This is a genomic window from Tardiphaga sp. GW822-FHT04G09, assembly GCF_058800725.1.
In genome coordinates, this window is sequence record NZ_JBXAMO010000025.1 from 23,613 (window position 1) to 38,386 (window position 14,774).

General features: G+C 62.3%; 12 protein-coding genes. 8 read left to right on the plus strand and 4 right to left on the minus strand.

What is annotated here, in order from left to right:
* Positions 1–21 precede the first annotated feature (21 nt).
* The 3 genes from AC1RLZ_RS27520 to AC1RLZ_RS27530 are packed head-to-tail and all read right to left on the minus strand — an operon-like array spanning position 22 to position 4,408.
* Complete coding sequence (locus tag AC1RLZ_RS27520; RefSeq protein ID WP_493191223.1) at positions 22–987, minus strand: metallophosphoesterase; 966 nt, start codon at positions 985–987, stop codon at positions 22–24.
* 7 nt (positions 988–994) lie between these two features.
* Entirely contained in the window at positions 995–1,426 is a 432-nt protein-coding gene (locus tag AC1RLZ_RS27525) for a GlcG/HbpS family heme-binding protein (protein ID WP_309946411.1), read from the minus strand.
* Positions 1,427–1,438: 12 nt separating this feature from the next.
* Positions 1,439–4,408: an FAD-binding and (Fe-S)-binding domain-containing protein gene (locus tag AC1RLZ_RS27530; RefSeq protein ID WP_493191224.1), complete on the minus strand. Its 2,970-nt coding sequence runs from the start codon at positions 4,406–4,408 to the stop codon at positions 1,439–1,441.
* Between the two features lie 232 nt (positions 4,409–4,640).
* On the opposite strand from AC1RLZ_RS27530, the gene AC1RLZ_RS27535 reads away from it, so the two are divergent.
* The 5 genes from AC1RLZ_RS27535 to AC1RLZ_RS27555 all read left to right on the plus strand — a co-directional run bounded on the left by AC1RLZ_RS27535 (position 4,641) and on the right by AC1RLZ_RS27555 (position 10,208).
* On the plus strand, positions 4,641–5,840 hold the full coding sequence (locus AC1RLZ_RS27535) for a pyridoxal-phosphate-dependent aminotransferase family protein (RefSeq protein ID WP_493191225.1): 1,200 nt from the start codon (positions 4,641–4,643) through the stop codon (positions 5,838–5,840).
* 127 nt (positions 5,841–5,967) lie between these two features.
* A complete protein-coding gene (locus AC1RLZ_RS27540; RefSeq protein ID WP_493191226.1) occupies positions 5,968–6,765 on the plus strand; it encodes an enoyl-CoA hydratase/isomerase family protein in 798 nt (265 codons plus the stop codon).
* 191 nt (positions 6,766–6,956) lie between these two features.
* A complete protein-coding gene (locus AC1RLZ_RS27545; protein WP_371423154.1) occupies positions 6,957–7,964 on the plus strand; it encodes a Bug family tripartite tricarboxylate transporter substrate binding protein in 1,008 nt (335 codons plus the stop codon).
* Between the two features lie 173 nt (positions 7,965–8,137).
* Complete coding sequence (locus AC1RLZ_RS27550) at positions 8,138–8,680, plus strand: tripartite tricarboxylate transporter TctB family protein (RefSeq protein ID WP_493191227.1); 543 nt, start codon at positions 8,138–8,140, stop codon at positions 8,678–8,680.
* Positions 8,681–8,690: 10 nt separating this feature from the next.
* Positions 8,691–10,208, plus strand: coding sequence for a tripartite tricarboxylate transporter permease (locus tag AC1RLZ_RS27555; RefSeq protein ID WP_493191228.1), 1,518 nt, complete (start codon positions 8,691–8,693; stop codon positions 10,206–10,208).
* Positions 10,209–10,285: 77 nt separating this feature from the next.
* Here AC1RLZ_RS27555 and AC1RLZ_RS27560 read toward each other — a convergent pair whose 3' ends face one another.
* Positions 10,286–12,028 carry a serine aminopeptidase domain-containing protein gene (locus tag AC1RLZ_RS27560; protein WP_493191229.1) on the minus strand — a complete coding sequence of 581 codons (1,743 nt, stop codon included), beginning with the start codon at positions 12,026–12,028 and terminating at the stop codon, positions 10,286–10,288.
* Between the two features lie 350 nt (positions 12,029–12,378).
* Between AC1RLZ_RS27560 and AC1RLZ_RS27565 the strand changes: the two genes are divergently transcribed.
* From AC1RLZ_RS27565 to AC1RLZ_RS27575, 3 genes are read left to right on the plus strand one after another with little or no spacing between them, the layout of a single operon-like run.
* Complete coding sequence (locus AC1RLZ_RS27565; RefSeq protein WP_371425151.1) at positions 12,379–12,624, plus strand: acyl carrier protein; 246 nt, start codon at positions 12,379–12,381, stop codon at positions 12,622–12,624.
* Between the two features lie 4 nt (positions 12,625–12,628).
* Positions 12,629–13,837: an acyl-CoA dehydrogenase family protein gene (locus AC1RLZ_RS27570; RefSeq protein ID WP_493191230.1), complete on the plus strand. Its 1,209-nt coding sequence runs from the start codon at positions 12,629–12,631 to the stop codon at positions 13,835–13,837.
* Between the two features lies 1 nt (position 13,838).
* On the plus strand, positions 13,839–14,771 hold the full coding sequence (locus tag AC1RLZ_RS27575; RefSeq protein WP_493191231.1) for an amino acid--[acyl-carrier-protein] ligase: 933 nt from the start codon (positions 13,839–13,841) through the stop codon (positions 14,769–14,771).
* Positions 14,772–14,774: the final 3 nt, after the last annotated feature.

Here is a 14,774-nt window from a genome sequence, read left to right on the forward strand (position 1 = left end):
TTAGTGAATTACACATATGGACTAGCCAGCGCGCGTCAGCCGATGCAACGTCACCTCCGGTGGGCAGTTGAGCCGCACCGGCAGCAGGCTGGTGCCGACGCCCACGGAGGTGTAGCCGGCCATTCCCTCATGGCGCCACGCGCCGTTGCCCATATGGCGCGGCAGCACGGCCTCCAGCTTGATGGCGTAGCCGCCGGGCAGGCAGAGCTGGCCGCCATGGGTGTGGCCGCTCAGCATGAGGTCGAAATCGTGCGCGGCCGCCTCGGCGTAGGTCTCCGGCGTGTGCGACAGCAGGATCGAGAAGGCATTCTTCGGAATTTGCGACGCGGCCTTCGGAATGTCGTCTGCGAGATAGAAATGCGGGTCGTCGACACCGGCGAGATAGATGCGCGCATCGCCGCGGGCAATCGTCTCGCATTCATTGAACATCATGCGGATGCCCATGGCTTCCAGCGCCGGCGTCATACGGATGCTGTCGTGATTGCCGAGAACGCCATAGACGGGGTCGCGCAGCTTTGCACGCAGTTCGCCGACACCTTCGGTGGCGCGCTGATACGGACCGTAGGTCTTGCCGCGATAATCGCCGGTCAGAACACAGATGTCGTATTGGAGATCGCCGACGAAGGAGATCAGGTGGCGGAGCGCGTTTTCGCTGAGATCGACGTGAAGATCGCTGATGTGCAGGATCGTGAAGCCATCGAACGCGGCAGGCAGGCGCGGTGAGGCGACGATATTCTCACACACCAACACGCGGTCGGCCTCGCGGCGGGCGCGGCCATAGAGGCCGGTGAGCTTCAGCGCGGTGCGGACGATCGGCGGTGCGGTGAGCCAGTTCTCCAGATTGAAGAACAGGCGCCCCTGACCGAACAGCTGGTGATCGTGATGGGTCTCGATCTCCAGCCGTGCCTTCACATGCGCATCCCCGATACGGTCGATCAGCGGGCGCAGCGCGCTGTCGTCGATCGGGAGATGCAGTGGTCGGGTCAATGCGGTTCTAGCCGGTCGAGGCCTTGAGGCCGGCCGCCTCGATGCCGGCGACGGCTGCGATCTCGTCATTGTCCGATGTATCGCCGGAGATGCCGATGGCGCCGAGCAGGCTGCCCGACGCGTCATGAATGAGAACGCCGCCCGGCACCGGGATCAGCGCCCCGCGGGCCATGGTATTCACGGCATCGATGAAGAACGGCTGCTCTTCGGCACGCTTGAATAGTGCCCGCGAGCCGAGCCCCATCGCCAATGCGCCATAGGCCTTGCCGTGTGCGACTTCGCCGCGCATCAGGCTGGTGCCATCCTGCGCGATGGTGGCCTTTACGCAGCCGCGAGCGTCGAGCACCGTGATGACCATCGGCTTGAGCTTCATCTCGATCACCTTGGCGAGGGCGCCATCGATGATCTTGCGGGCTGTGTCGAGGGTGAGGTCGGCCATATCGGTTGTTTCCTAGTTGAGCGTGGAAGAATGGACGTTTGTTGCGGCGCCGTCGAGGCTCATACCCAGCACGCGGGCGACATGCAGCGCATGGCGCGCGGAGCCGTCAGCGATCTGGTGGCGGCAGGAGGTGCCGTCGGCGACGATCAGTGTATCGGATTCGGCCTTGCGCACGGCGGGCAGCAATGATGCCTCGGCCATCTGGATCGAGACGTCATAGGTATCGGCGCCGTAGCCGAAAGCGCCAGCCATGCCGCAGCAGCTCGACTCGATAGTCTCGACCTTCAGATCCGGGATCAGCCGCAAGGCCTGTTCGACCGGCTTGAAAGCGCCGAACGACTTCTGGTGACAGTGACCGTGCACCATCGCCTTCGGCGCGATCGGTTTCAGCGGCAGTTGCAGTCGGCCGGCCTCGGCCTCGCGCACCAGGAATTCCTCGAAAAGCATTGCGTGCGCGCTGACGGTTTTGGCGCTGTCGTCCGATCGCAGCGACAGCAATTCATCACGCAGCGTCAGCAGGCAGCTCGGCTCAAGTCCGACAATTGGCACGCCGCGCGCTGCGAAAGGCGCATAGGTTGCGACCAGGCGATCCAGTTCGGCGCGCGCCTGATCGACGAGCCCCGCAGAAAGGAATGTACGGCCGCAGCACAGTGCACGGCTGCTGCGATCCATCGGCTTCGGCAGATGCACGCGATAGCCGCCGGCGATGAGAACGCGCAGCGCGTCATCGAGGTTCTCGCGCTCATAGGCGCGGTTGAACGTGTCGGCGAACAGCACGACCTCGCGGCCATCGGCCGGGCCGACGGCGTCTGCATCACGATGAAACACGTCGCTGCGCCATTCCGGCAGGCTGCGCTTGGCGCTGATGCCCGCATAACGCTCCAGCAGATTGCGCAGCAGTGGGCTCTTGTTGCGGAGATTCGCGAGTGGTGCGGCGCGGGCGGCCAAGGCGGCATAGCGCGGCAGGTAGCCGACGAGTCGATCACGCAGCGTAAGGCCGTGCCTCGCAGCACGGGCGGCCAGCACCTCGATCTTCATCTTCGCCATATCGACGCCGGTCGGGCATTCGTGGCGGCAGGCCTTGCAGGACACGCAGAGTTTCATCGTGTCGGCCATGGCATCCGACGTCAGCGCATCCGGGCCGAGCTGGCCGGAGATCGCCAGCCGCAGCGTGTTGGCGCGGCCGCGGGTGACGTCCTTTTCGTTGCGTGTCGCGCGATAGGACGGGCACATCACGCCGCCCTCTAACTTCCGGCATGTGCCATTGTTGTTGCACATCTCGATGGCGCCCTGAAAACCGCCGCCGGCGCCGGGCCATGCGGACCAGTCGAGCGCGGTCTTCAATTCGCCGACGCGATAGTCCGGCGTGTAACGAAACAGCGAGCGATCATCCATCTTGGGCGGATCGACGATCTTGCCGGGATTCAAAACATTGTCGGGATCGAAGCGCCTCTTCACCTCGGCGAAATCGTCGATGATCCGCTGGCCGAACATCTCGGCATGGAATTCCGAACGCACGAGACCGTCGCCATGCTCGCCGGAATGCGAGCCCTTGTATTCCCGGACCATAGCGAAGGCTTCTTCGGCAATGGCGCGCATTGCCTTGACGTCCTTGTCGAGCTTCAGGTTCAGCACCGGGCGGACATGCAGGCAGCCTTCGGAGGCATGGGCATACATGGTGCCGGTGGTGTCGTGCTTCCTGAAGATCGCGGAGAGGCGTTCGGTGTAATCAGCGAGATGCGGCAGCGGTACCGCGCAGTCCTCGATGAAGGAGACCGGCTTGCCGTCCTGCTTCATCGACATCATGACGTTGAGGCCGGCCGCGCGAAACTCGGCGATGCCGGCCTGAAGCGCTGGCTCGGTGACGTCGACCACACCGCCCCATTTGCGCGTCGGGTTATCCCAGCCGAAGCCGAGATCGCCCATCAATGCGCCCAGCTCTTTCAGCTTGGCGGCATTGGCAGCCTGATCCTCTTCCGCGAATTCGACGATCAGGAGTGCATCCGGATCGCCGCGCACGGCGCTCTTGATGATCGGCTGGAACATCGCGATGTCGCGGCCGAGTGCGATCATGGTGCGGTCGACCAGTTCGACGGCGATGGGCTTGAGTTTGACCAGATGCTGGGTCGCATCCATCGCTTCGTAGAAACTGCCGAAATGGCAGACACCGAGCGCCTTGTTGCCGATCAGCGGCCACAGCTTGAGTTCGACCTGTGTCGTGAAGGCGAGGGTGCCCTCGGAACCCACAAGCAGGTGCGCGAGATTGTTGGCCGTGTTGCGCGGGACGAGTGCATCGAGATTGTAGCCGCCGACGCGGCGCTGCACCTGCGGGAAGCGCGCGGCGATCTCGGCGGCTTCGCGCTCGCCGAGCGCCAGCATGTCGCGAAACAGGGCAGGCGCATCGTCCCCTGAATTCACTTCGCCGAAATGCAGCAGGTTGCCATCGGCCAGCGCGGCATCCATCGCGATTGTGTTGTCGCGCATGGTGCCGTAGCGCAGCGAGCGGCCGCCGCAGGAATTGTTGCCGGCCATGCCGCCGATGGTGGCGCGTGAAGCGGTCGACACATCGACCGGAAACCAGAGGCCGTGCTTCTTCAGTTGGCGGTTGAGATCATCGAGCACGATGCCGGGCTCGACGATACAGGTGCGGTTCTCGACGTCGAGCGAGATGAGCTTGTTGAGATGTTTGGAGAGGTCGATGACGATGCCGTCATTGACGGTCTGTCCGCATTGCGAGGTGCCGCCGCCGCGCGGCGTGACGATGCGGCCGTCATCGCGGCAGATCGCCATGGCGCGCAAGGCGTCGTCGATGGTGCGAGGGACGACCACGCCGAACGGTACGATCTGGTAGAACGAGGCATCGGTGGCATAACGGCCGCGATTGAACGGGTCGAAGAACACGTCGCCGGAGACTTCACGCGCGAGCTTGGCCGCCAGCGCGCTGTCTGCGGCCGTGCTTCGAATGATTGCCGCCTTCGCCATGAATTCCTGCCTCGTCCCTCTATCGTCCTGTCTTGCATCCGGATTCCGGCTTGGCAACCCGGAGGTGCTGTGCCAGCGGTGGCGAGGACGGGATACCGGAGGGATAAGAAATGCTCATGGCTGCCCCACGCTTTTCTTCGGCGCTCTGGTATACCAGACGCGGGACAAGTCCTCTGAAAGGTGCTATCCGGGCGCTTCAATAAAAAATGGACTCCCTGGGAAGGACGAGACAATGACCGTGCATACCGGAAGGCATTTCCTGCAGATTCCTGGCCCGACCAACGTACCCGACCGGGTGCTGCGGGCGATGGATATGCCCACGCTGGACCATCGCGGTCCCGAATTCGCCGAGCTCGGCCTCCACGTCATTGCTGCGATGCAGCGTGTGTTCCGGACCAAGCAGCCGGTGATGATCTATCCGTCCTCGGGCACGGGCGCCTGGGAAGCCGCCATCGTGAATACGCTGTCGCCGGGCGACAAGGTGCTGATGGCCGAGACCGGCCAGTTCGCCACGCTGTGGCGGAGCCTTGCCGAGAAATTCAAGCTCGACATTGATTTCGTCCCGGGTGACTGGCGCCACGGCGCCGACCTCGCGGAAATCGAGAAGCGTCTCGCCGCCGACAAGTCGCACGCCATCAAGGCCGTGATGATCGTTCATAACGAGACCTCGACCGGTTGCGTCACCCATCCGCAGGATGTCCGCAAGATCATGGACCGCGTGAAGCATCCGGCGCTGCTGATGGTCGACACCGTCTCCGGCCTCGGCTCGCTCGAATACGAGCATGACGCATGGGGCATCGACGTGTCCGTCGCCGGTTCGCAGAAGGGCCTGATGCTGCCGCCGGGTCTCGGCTTCAATGCCGTGTCCGACAAGGCGCTGGCGGCCTCCAAGGCCAACGGCTCGTTCCGGTCCTATTGGGACTGGGCCGAGATCATCGCCGCCAACAAGCTCGGCTCCTGGCCCTACACGCCCGCTACCAATCTGCTCTACGCGCTGAAGGAAGGCGTGGCGATGCTGGAGGAGGAGGGGCTCGACAACGTGTTCGCGCGCCACAAGCGCCATGGCGCCGCCGCCCGCGCCGCCGTCAAGGCCTGGGGCCTCGAGACGGTCTCGATCGAGTCGCATGATCACTCGCCGGCGCTGACCGCGGTGTTGATGCCGGACGGGCATGATGCCGACAAGTTCCGCAAGGTGGTGCTCGACAACTTCGACATGTCGCTCGGCACCGGCCTCAACAAGTGGAAGGGCAAGATCTTCCGCATCGGCCATATCGGTCACTTCAACGACCTGATGCTGATGGGCACGCTGGCCGGCGTCGAGATGGGTCTCGAACTCGCCAAGGTCCCGCATCGCGCTGGCGGCGTGATCGCAGCCATGGATGTGCTGACTGGCAAGAGCGTGGTGCCGATGACCAAGGCTGCCGTTGCGTAGTGGCGGCGGTTGCTTAAGCCCGCGAATTCCCGTCTTTGAGGCCTAACAATCTACCGGAGGCTGGAGCATAATCGCTCCAGCCTTTTCATCATGTTGCGGCGGAATGCTGCACCAGAGGACGAATCACATGAACGCGCCAACGCCCGCTACCGAAGACCTGTTGTATTCCGTCGAGAACGGGATCGCGAAGATCACGTTCAATCGCCCGCAGGCGCGCAATGCGATGCTGTTCTCGATGTATGAGCGGATGGCGCAGATCTGCCAGGCTGCCAATGAGGACCGCTCGATCAAGGCGATCATCCTGACCGGCGCCGGCGACAAGGCTTTCGCTTCCGGCACCGACATCTCGCAGTTCCGTGAATTCAAGACGGCGCAGGACGCGCTCGATTACGAAGCGCGGATCGACCGTGTGCTCACCGCGCTGGAGACCTGCCGGGTACCGACCATCGCCGCCATCGCAGGCGCCTGCACGGGCGGCGGCGCCGGCATCGCTGCCTGCTGCGACCTGCGCATCGGCACCGCCGCAACGCGCATGGGTTTTCCGATCGCCCGCACCCTCGGCAACTGCCTGTCGATGTCCAATATCAGCCGGGTGATGGCGCTGGTCGGCCCGGCGCGCACCAAGGACATGATCTTCACGGCGCGTCTGATCGAGGCCGATGAGGCGCTGGCGCTCGGTCTGATCAACGAGATCGTGCCCGATGTGGAGACGCTGCAGCGCCGCGCGCTGGAACTCGCGCAACTGGTGGCCGGCCACGCGCCGATCACCCTCGAAGTGACCAAGGAAGCCGTGCGCCGCCTGCGTCCGACCCTGACCCGCGAGGAGGGGAAGGATCTCGTGCTCAAGGCCTATATGAGCGAGGACTTCCGCGAGGGCATGGATGCCTTCCTGAACAAGCGCAAGCCGAACTGGCAGGGGAAATAGCGGGCAGATTAGGGGCAGGCGGCTGGGTCTATATTCTGTCGCCTGACCATTCAGTGGGGAGACCCCTGACCAAAGTCGGCATGGGCATGCGTGGGGCACGCTTGAACTCACGTCCAAATCCCCGCACAATAGAATAGAACCAACAAAAACGGCGGCGTCCAACGTCCGCTTGCGTCTACAGGGAAGAAACAATGTCCAAGTCGATCAGGGCCACAGCTGCGCTAGCAGCCGTGCTCGCCAGCGCGCCCATCCTCTCATCGGCCACGTCGCCGGCCATGGCCTGGGAGCCGACGAAGCCCGTCGAAATCGTGGTTGCAGCGGGCGCCGGTGGCGCCTCCGACCAGATGGCGCGGATGATGCAGGCCGCAATCCAGAAGAACAATCTGATGAAGGCACCGGTGGTGGTGTCGCTGAAGGGCGGCGCATCCGGCGCAGAAGCGCTGATCTACATGAAGTCCAGCGACGGCGACGCCAACAAGGTGCTGATCGCCTATTCGCTGATCTATATGCTGCCGCTGTCGGCCAAGATCCCGTTCAACTGGCGCGACCTCACGCCGGTCTCCGTCGTTGCGATGGACCAGTTCGTGCTGTGGGACAATGCGTCAGGCCCCAAGACCGTGAAGGAATTCATCGCAGCGGCCAAGGCGGCATCCTCGCCGTTCAAGATGGGCGGCACCGGCTCCAAGCGTGAAGACCACGTGCTGACGGTATTCATGGAAAAGCAGACCGGCGCGAAGTTCTCCTATCTGCCCTACAAGTCGGGCGGCGAGGCGGCGACGCAGCTGGTCGGCAATCACACGGAAGCCAACGTCAACAATCCCTCCGAGAATCTCGAAGTCTGGCGTGCCGGCCAGGTCCGCGCGCTCTGCGTGTTCGACAAGGAGCGCATCTCCTACAAGACCAAGGTCACCGAGACCCAGTCGTGGAATGACATCCCGACCTGCAAGGAAGAGGGCCTCGACGTGCAGTATCTGATGCTGCGCGCCATGTTCCTGCCCGGCAAGGTGACGCCCGAGCAGCAGGCCTTCTATGTCGACCTGTTCGAGAAGGTGACCAAGACGGCCGAATACAAGGACTACATGGAGAAGCAGGCGCTGAAGCCGATCTTCCTCAAGGGGCAGGAGATGCAGAAGTTCCTCGAAGAGGATGATGCGCTCAACAAGTCCCTGATGACCGAAGCGGGATTTGTGGCGAAGTAAATCGATCGCTCGCTTTCTTCCCTCCCCCTTTTGGGGAGGGGGGATCGAACCGCGTGGCGTTCGAGACGGGAGGGGGTAGCCACAGACTCCGCGCCCAGCATTACCCCTCATCCGAGGCGGACGACGTCCGCGTCACCTTCTCCCACCAGGGAAGAAGGGAAAGAAAAATCCTCATGTCCAATACCGAGCTCGAAATCATCGTCGAAGACCCGACCGCGCCGGAGGATGATTCCCCGTCGGTGGTCAGCACGCGCACCATCGAGATCATCGTTTCGCTGGTGCTGCTGGCACTTGCCATCGCACTCGGCTTCGACAACTGGCGTACCGGCATCGCCTGGGATTCCACCGGGCCTCAGCCAGGCTACTTCCCGTTCTATCTGTCGGTCATTCTCGGCGGCGCCAGCCTGTACGGCCTGATTACGACGCTGCTCGCGCGCAGCAAGAGCGATGACACCTTCGTCACCCGCGCGCAATTGCGGCGCGTGGCGCTCGTCTTCGTGCCGACGGCGTTGTTCTGCGTGGCCACACAGTTCCTCGGCATCTATGTCGCGAGTTTCGTGCTGATCGCCGGCTTCATGCGCATGGTCGGCAAGATCGCGCTGTGGAAGTCGCTGCTCACCGCCTTCGTGTTCACCGCGATCATGTTCGTCACCTTCGATGTCGCCTTCGACGTCATCATGCCGAAGGGGCCGATTGAATCGGCTCTCGGTCGCTAGGACTACTGATATGGAAGCCTTCGGACTGTTGATGCACGGATTTGCCGTGCTGATGACCTGGAAGATCATCTCGCTGATGATCGTCGGTCTCGTGCTCGGCATCTTTGTTGGCGTGCTGCCGGGCCTCGGTGGCCCCAACGGCGTGGCCATTCTGTTGCCGCTGACTTTCACCATGGACCCGACATCGGCCATCGTGATGCTGTCCTGCATCTATTGGGGCGCGCTGTTCGGCGGCGCCATCACCTCGATCCTGTTCAACATCCCCGGTGAGGCGTGGTCGGTGGCCACCACCTTCGACGGCTATCCGATGGCGCAGCAGGGCAAGGCTGCGGAAGCGCTGACGGCGGCATTCACCTCATCCTTCATCGGCTCGCTCGTGGCCGTGCTGCTGATCACGTTCCTCGCGCCGATGATCTCGTCATTTGCGCTGAAATTCGGGCCGCCGGAATTCTTCGCGGTCTATCTTTTGACCTTCTGCTCCTTTGTCGGCCTCGGCCGCGAGGCCAAGCACAAGACGGTCATCTCCATGGCGCTGGGCCTGCTGATCGCCGGCATCGGCATGGACACAGTGTCCGGCACGCTCCGCATGACCTTCGGCTCGACGGATCTGCTCCGCGGCATCAACTTCCTCGTCGCCGTGATCGGCCTGTTCGGCATCAGCGAAATCCTGCTGACGATGGAAGAGCGCCTCGCGCTGCGCGGCCACGCCGCCAAGATCAGCCTGCGCACTGTGCTCAGGGTCTGGATGGACCTGCCGAAATACTGGGCGACGCTGCTGCGCTCCTCGGTGATCGGCTGCTGGCTCGGCATCACGCCGGGCGGCGCCATCGCCGCATCCTTTATGGGCTACAACCTCGCCAAGCGCTTCTCCAAGGATCCCGAAAGCTTCGGCAAAGGCCGCATCGAGGGGGTGTTCGCGCCGGAAACCGCGGCACACGCGTCGGGCACCGCGGCGTTGCTGCCGATGCTCGCGCTGGGCATCCCCGGCTCCGGCACTGCGGCAATCCTGCTGGGCGGGTTGATGGTGTGGGGCCTTAATCCCGGGCCGCTGTTGTTCGTGGAGCACAAGGATTTCGTCTGGGGCCTGATCGCCTCGATGTATCTCGGCAATGTGGTCGGTCTCGTCATCGTCCTGACGACGGTTCCGATCTTCGCCTCGATCCTGCGCGTGCCCTTCGCGGCAGTGGCGCCGATGATCGTGGTGTCCTGTGCCATCGGTGCCTATGCGATCCAGAATGCCATGTTCGACATCTGGCTGATGCTGGGCTTCGGCGTCGTCGGCTATGTGTTCAAGAAGATCGGTATTCCGCTCGCGCCGTTCACGCTGGCGCTGGTGCTCGGCAGCCGCGCCGAGGATGCGTTCCGCCTTGCCATGATCGGCTCCGGCGGCAGCGTCGGGGTGTTCTGGTCGAATGGACTGGTCGGCACCATCACCACGCTGGCGATCACGCTGCTGTTCTGGCCGCTCATCGACAAGGCGTTCAGTGGGGTAGGCCGGATACTGCGGCCAATGGCTCAAACGCCTTGACCCGCCGTCTGGCCCTCAAGAGCATGTGATCCTCCCGAACGATCGCTCTGGAGAATTCAGCAGTTTCCCTCGCGATGTTACTGCCGTGAGGATGCCGCAAGCACGTCGCACAAGGCGTTCGTCAATCGCGCGCGCGCATACGCATGCGTGAAATCGTGGTCGGCATTGGGGATGATCGAAATCGACGCGTTCGGATAACGGCGCAGCCGCGCGCCCTTTCGTCCCATATAGGTGTGGAATTCACCCAGCGCGTGATCTCCCTCCGAAACCAGCATCGCCAGGCGAACGTCGCGATTTGCGAGAGTTTGGAAGCGGCGATGACCTTCGCCATAGAGCTTGCGGCGCGCAAGGATTTGGCTCGGTCTCAACGAGAGGATTTGAAGGAGACGTTTGGAGACGAATGCGATTGGGGCCTTGAGACGCAAGTTGCCTGACAGCAGTCGTCTCAGGCTTCGTTTGCTGAACAGTAGCGAAACGGAACCACCGATGGTTCGATGGGCCGATTGTAGCGCCTCTGCGACAGTTTCCCGGGGGTCCCAGACAAAACGCATATTATTGATGACGACAACATTGCGAACGCGCACATCCTGCACCGCTGCCTGGAATGCGGCGTAGGCCCCGCTGCAGCGCCCGACCAGAGCGATCGGGCCGGCATCGAGCTTCGCAACATGGTCGATCGCGTGATGCATGTCGGCAAGTTGCTCGTCCGAGTAAAGCACTTCGGCCGGCGCACCTGCCGAAGCCGGACTGTCGCCGATGCCGCCGGCGTCAAATCTGAACGAGGCGATCCCGCGCTCCGCGAGGGCGCGGGCCTGTTCGACTGCTGCGCGACCCCAGCCGATGTGATAGTCCCGCCCCGAATTGGCCAAAACCGCTATGGCTGACGGCTTGCGACCGAGCGGTTGACACAAGACACCGAACAACCGGTCATCCGGCCCGAACCGAACGGGTAGTTCTTCATAGTGAGGGCCGGCGATTGGCCGTGCAGGCGTGGGCTCCTTTGTAGGCAATTTGGCGCCTGTCATTGGAGCGGTCACGAGATCGTCGATCCACGACACGATGCGTGCCAGCGTGCCGAGCTGTGGTTCAGCCACAGTTGGGTTTTGCATGATCACTTCATAACCCGCGTAGTCGATCGACGACACATCAGCTCCGAGCGTCTGCAGGTGGTTGCCGAGCGATCTGTCGCGAGACATTTGTGCGCGCTCAACCAGGAGGACCCGTGCGGCGGGAGGCTGAGTGGCCTTGGTGAGATCAATCGCCTTGATGGCCGCGGCTCGGCTGCTTGCCAGCGGAAGACCGGCGACGGTGTAGCCGCTGTCGTCCAAGGGATCGGGTCCGATCCCCATCCGCTCGGTCACCATACGCGACCAAGCTTGCAATTCACGAAGATAAGAACGGCCCTTTACGGCCGGCGCCATCAGAACCGTCGCTGCGATGCCGGGGGATTCCGGTCCGAGTTGAGCGGCCAGACTCGCGCCAACGCCTTGCCCGACCAGCACGAGTTCGGCGCCGGGATTGCAGTCTCGCAAAAATGCCATGCACTGACGCGCAGCAACGAGCCAATCGGAGAGGCCGTCAGGCTCGCCAACAACATCGATGGCATCTGCAGTACCGGGATAATCGAATCTGAGGCAGGCATGGCCTGCTTGAGCAATCTTCTCGGCCAAAGCGCGCCATGTGGCGCGGGTGCACAATTCCTCGTATCCGATAGGCGCCAGCAGCAGCACTGCCTTGTGCCCTTGCCGGTCAATACAGCTTGAGTGATAGAAGCCGCCGAACGTGTCGAACGTGACCGGTGAGCCATATCGAAAATTCATGATTTGGAAACCATCATCGTTGAACCGGTCCGTCACATCCAGAAAAGCGGGCAATATCTGACAAGTCATGGCCCCGTTGGAGCTTGATTTCGTAGCTGACGGTCGATGAACGTGTCATGCGATATCGCATTCCATCATTAATTACGTGTTCGGCTCGATTCGTATCCGGATATTTAACCGCTCGCTAACATCGATCTTGCAACCCATTGGGCTTTACACCGGAACGACCCATTGCATTCGATGCTGTTTACGACTCACGCGTTATTTATCTGATATCACCCGACAAGCTCTGACGACGGCCGGTCGCTTTGAGGCAGCCGTCGATACTTCAATAGCTCTGGAGGAAATCAATGCGTGATCGTGTACGCGCCATCGTCGGATCGATGAACCTCGTCCCTGTTCCGATCGATGGTTTGTCCGACCAGGACAATCTGTTCGATACGGGCATGACGTCATTCGGTTCGGTTCAGCTGATGCTGGCGATCGAGGAAGAATTCGATATCGAGTTTCCCAATAGTCTTCTCACTCGCAAGACATTTGCGACGCTTGGTGGGTTGATTGCTGCAGTTGAACAGCTCGCCACTCAGAAGGTCTGAGGCCATGATCCCAAACGCGGTGAAGCAAGGCGTTGACCTGCCGCAAGCCGCCTCCTGGCGTGACGTGATGCAGCGGATCGCCAGCGAAGTTGCTTCGCCAAATGCGGAGCTTGCAGACCGAACCGCGACGTTTCCTGCACAGACATTTGACGCTCTTCGCCGTAACGGTATGCTGGGCTTGATGGTGCCCAAGGATCTTGGCGGCCAGGAGCTCGAATTGCGCAAGATCGCCGATCTTTGCGCCATTCTCGCAGGTGCCTGCGGCGCCAGCGGCATGATTTACGCCATGCATCAGATCAAGCTTTCAAGCCTGGTCGCCCATGGGATGGACACCGACTATCACCGTGCGCTGATGCGCGATGTGGCAACAAAGCAGCTGCTCATTGCGTCATCGACCACGGAAGCCGGCATTGGCGGCGATATGCGTGTCTCCAATTGCGCGATCGAGGTCACGGGCGACCGGGTTTCCCTGACCAAACAGGCGAGTGTGCTGTCTTACGCCGCGGAAGCCGACATCATCATGGCGACTGCGCGCCGCAGCCCGACGTCGGCCGGGTCCGACCAGGTCCTGATCGCGCTGCGGCGCCACGATTATCAACTCGAACGCACTGCCGAGTGGAATACGCTGGGCATGCGCGGCACCTGCTCCGAAGGTTTCCTGCTGACGGCAACAGCTGGCGCCGACCAGATCTTCCCGAAGCCGTTTCACGAGATCGCCGTGCAATCCATGCTGGCCACCGCGCATGTGCTGTGGGCCAGCGTCTGGTTCGGGATCGCGAGTAATGCTCTGTCGCGCGCGCATGCCTCGGTTCGGGCAACGGCGCGGCGCATGCCACCCGATTTCGCGGGGCCGCTGCCAGGCGCAGCGCGACTGGCCGAGGCGACCGCGAAATTGCAGGTATTCAAAGCCACGCTCGTCGCTCATATCGAACGCTTCGAGACGGCGAAGCGCGACGACGACGATCTGAACTCGAATAATTTCACCGTCGAAATGAACAATCTCAAGGTCATGGCTTCGAATATGGCCGTCGATGTTGTCCGTGAAGCGCTGATGGTGACCGGCATCGCCGGCTATCGCAATGACGGCCCATTCTCGATCGGCCGCCATCTCAGGGATGTGCTTTCGGCGCCCTTGATGGTGGCAAACGACCGTATCCTCGCCAACACCGCCGGCCTGGTGGTCGCGAGCCGATTTGACTCAGGTCTGGAGTGACATGATGAACGCGCCTGCCAAAGCCGTGCAAAGTCCCGAAGCGTTTCTCGACGCTCTGTTCGATGAATCGATCCTGATCAGGACCGGCGTCGATGGCCTCTATGGCCGTGCCGGCGTGTTCGAGGAAGTCATCGATCGCTTCGAAGACGCGGTGACGAAAATGGCTGTCGGCGATCAGGCCACCCGGATTCATTTTCCGCCGGGCATGCCACGCAAGAATCTCGAAAAGGCCGGCTACCTCAAGAGCTTTCCGCAACTAGCCGGCTGCGTCCATTCTTTCACGGGCGACAATGCCGACCACGCCAAGCTCGTCGGCATGATCGAGCGGGGCGAAGACTGGACCGAGATGCAGGATGCGACGGAAGTCGCCTTGACGCCCGCGGCCTGCTACCCGCTCTATCCCACCGTCGCGGCGGCGGGCCCGGTGCCGGAAGGCGGCCGGCTGTTCGATCTCAAATCATATTGCTTCCGCCATGAGCCCTCGAAAGATCCGGGGCGGATGCAGCTGTTCCGGATGCGCGAATTCGTCCGCATCGGCACCGCCGACGACGTGACGTCCTTTCGTGCCGTCTGGCTTGAGCGCGGAGAACAGCTGATCAACGCGCTGGGTCTGCCTTGCGTCATTGATGTCGCCAATGATCCGTTCTTCGGCCGTACCGGACGCATGCTGGCGTCGAACCAGCGCGAGCAGGGGCTGAAATTCGAATTGCTGATCCCGGTCGCCAGCGATGAAAATCCGACGGCGTGCCTGTCGTTCAACTATCACCAGAACCATTTCGGTAGCCTGTGGGGCATGCAGTTCGCTGACGGTGAAGTCGCGCATTCGGCCTGCGTCGGCTTCGGCCTGGAGCGGACGGCGCTGGCGCTGTTTCGCCACCACGGCACAAAGGTCGAGGCATGGCCCGCGGATGTCCGACGCGTGTTGTGGGGCTAGGTC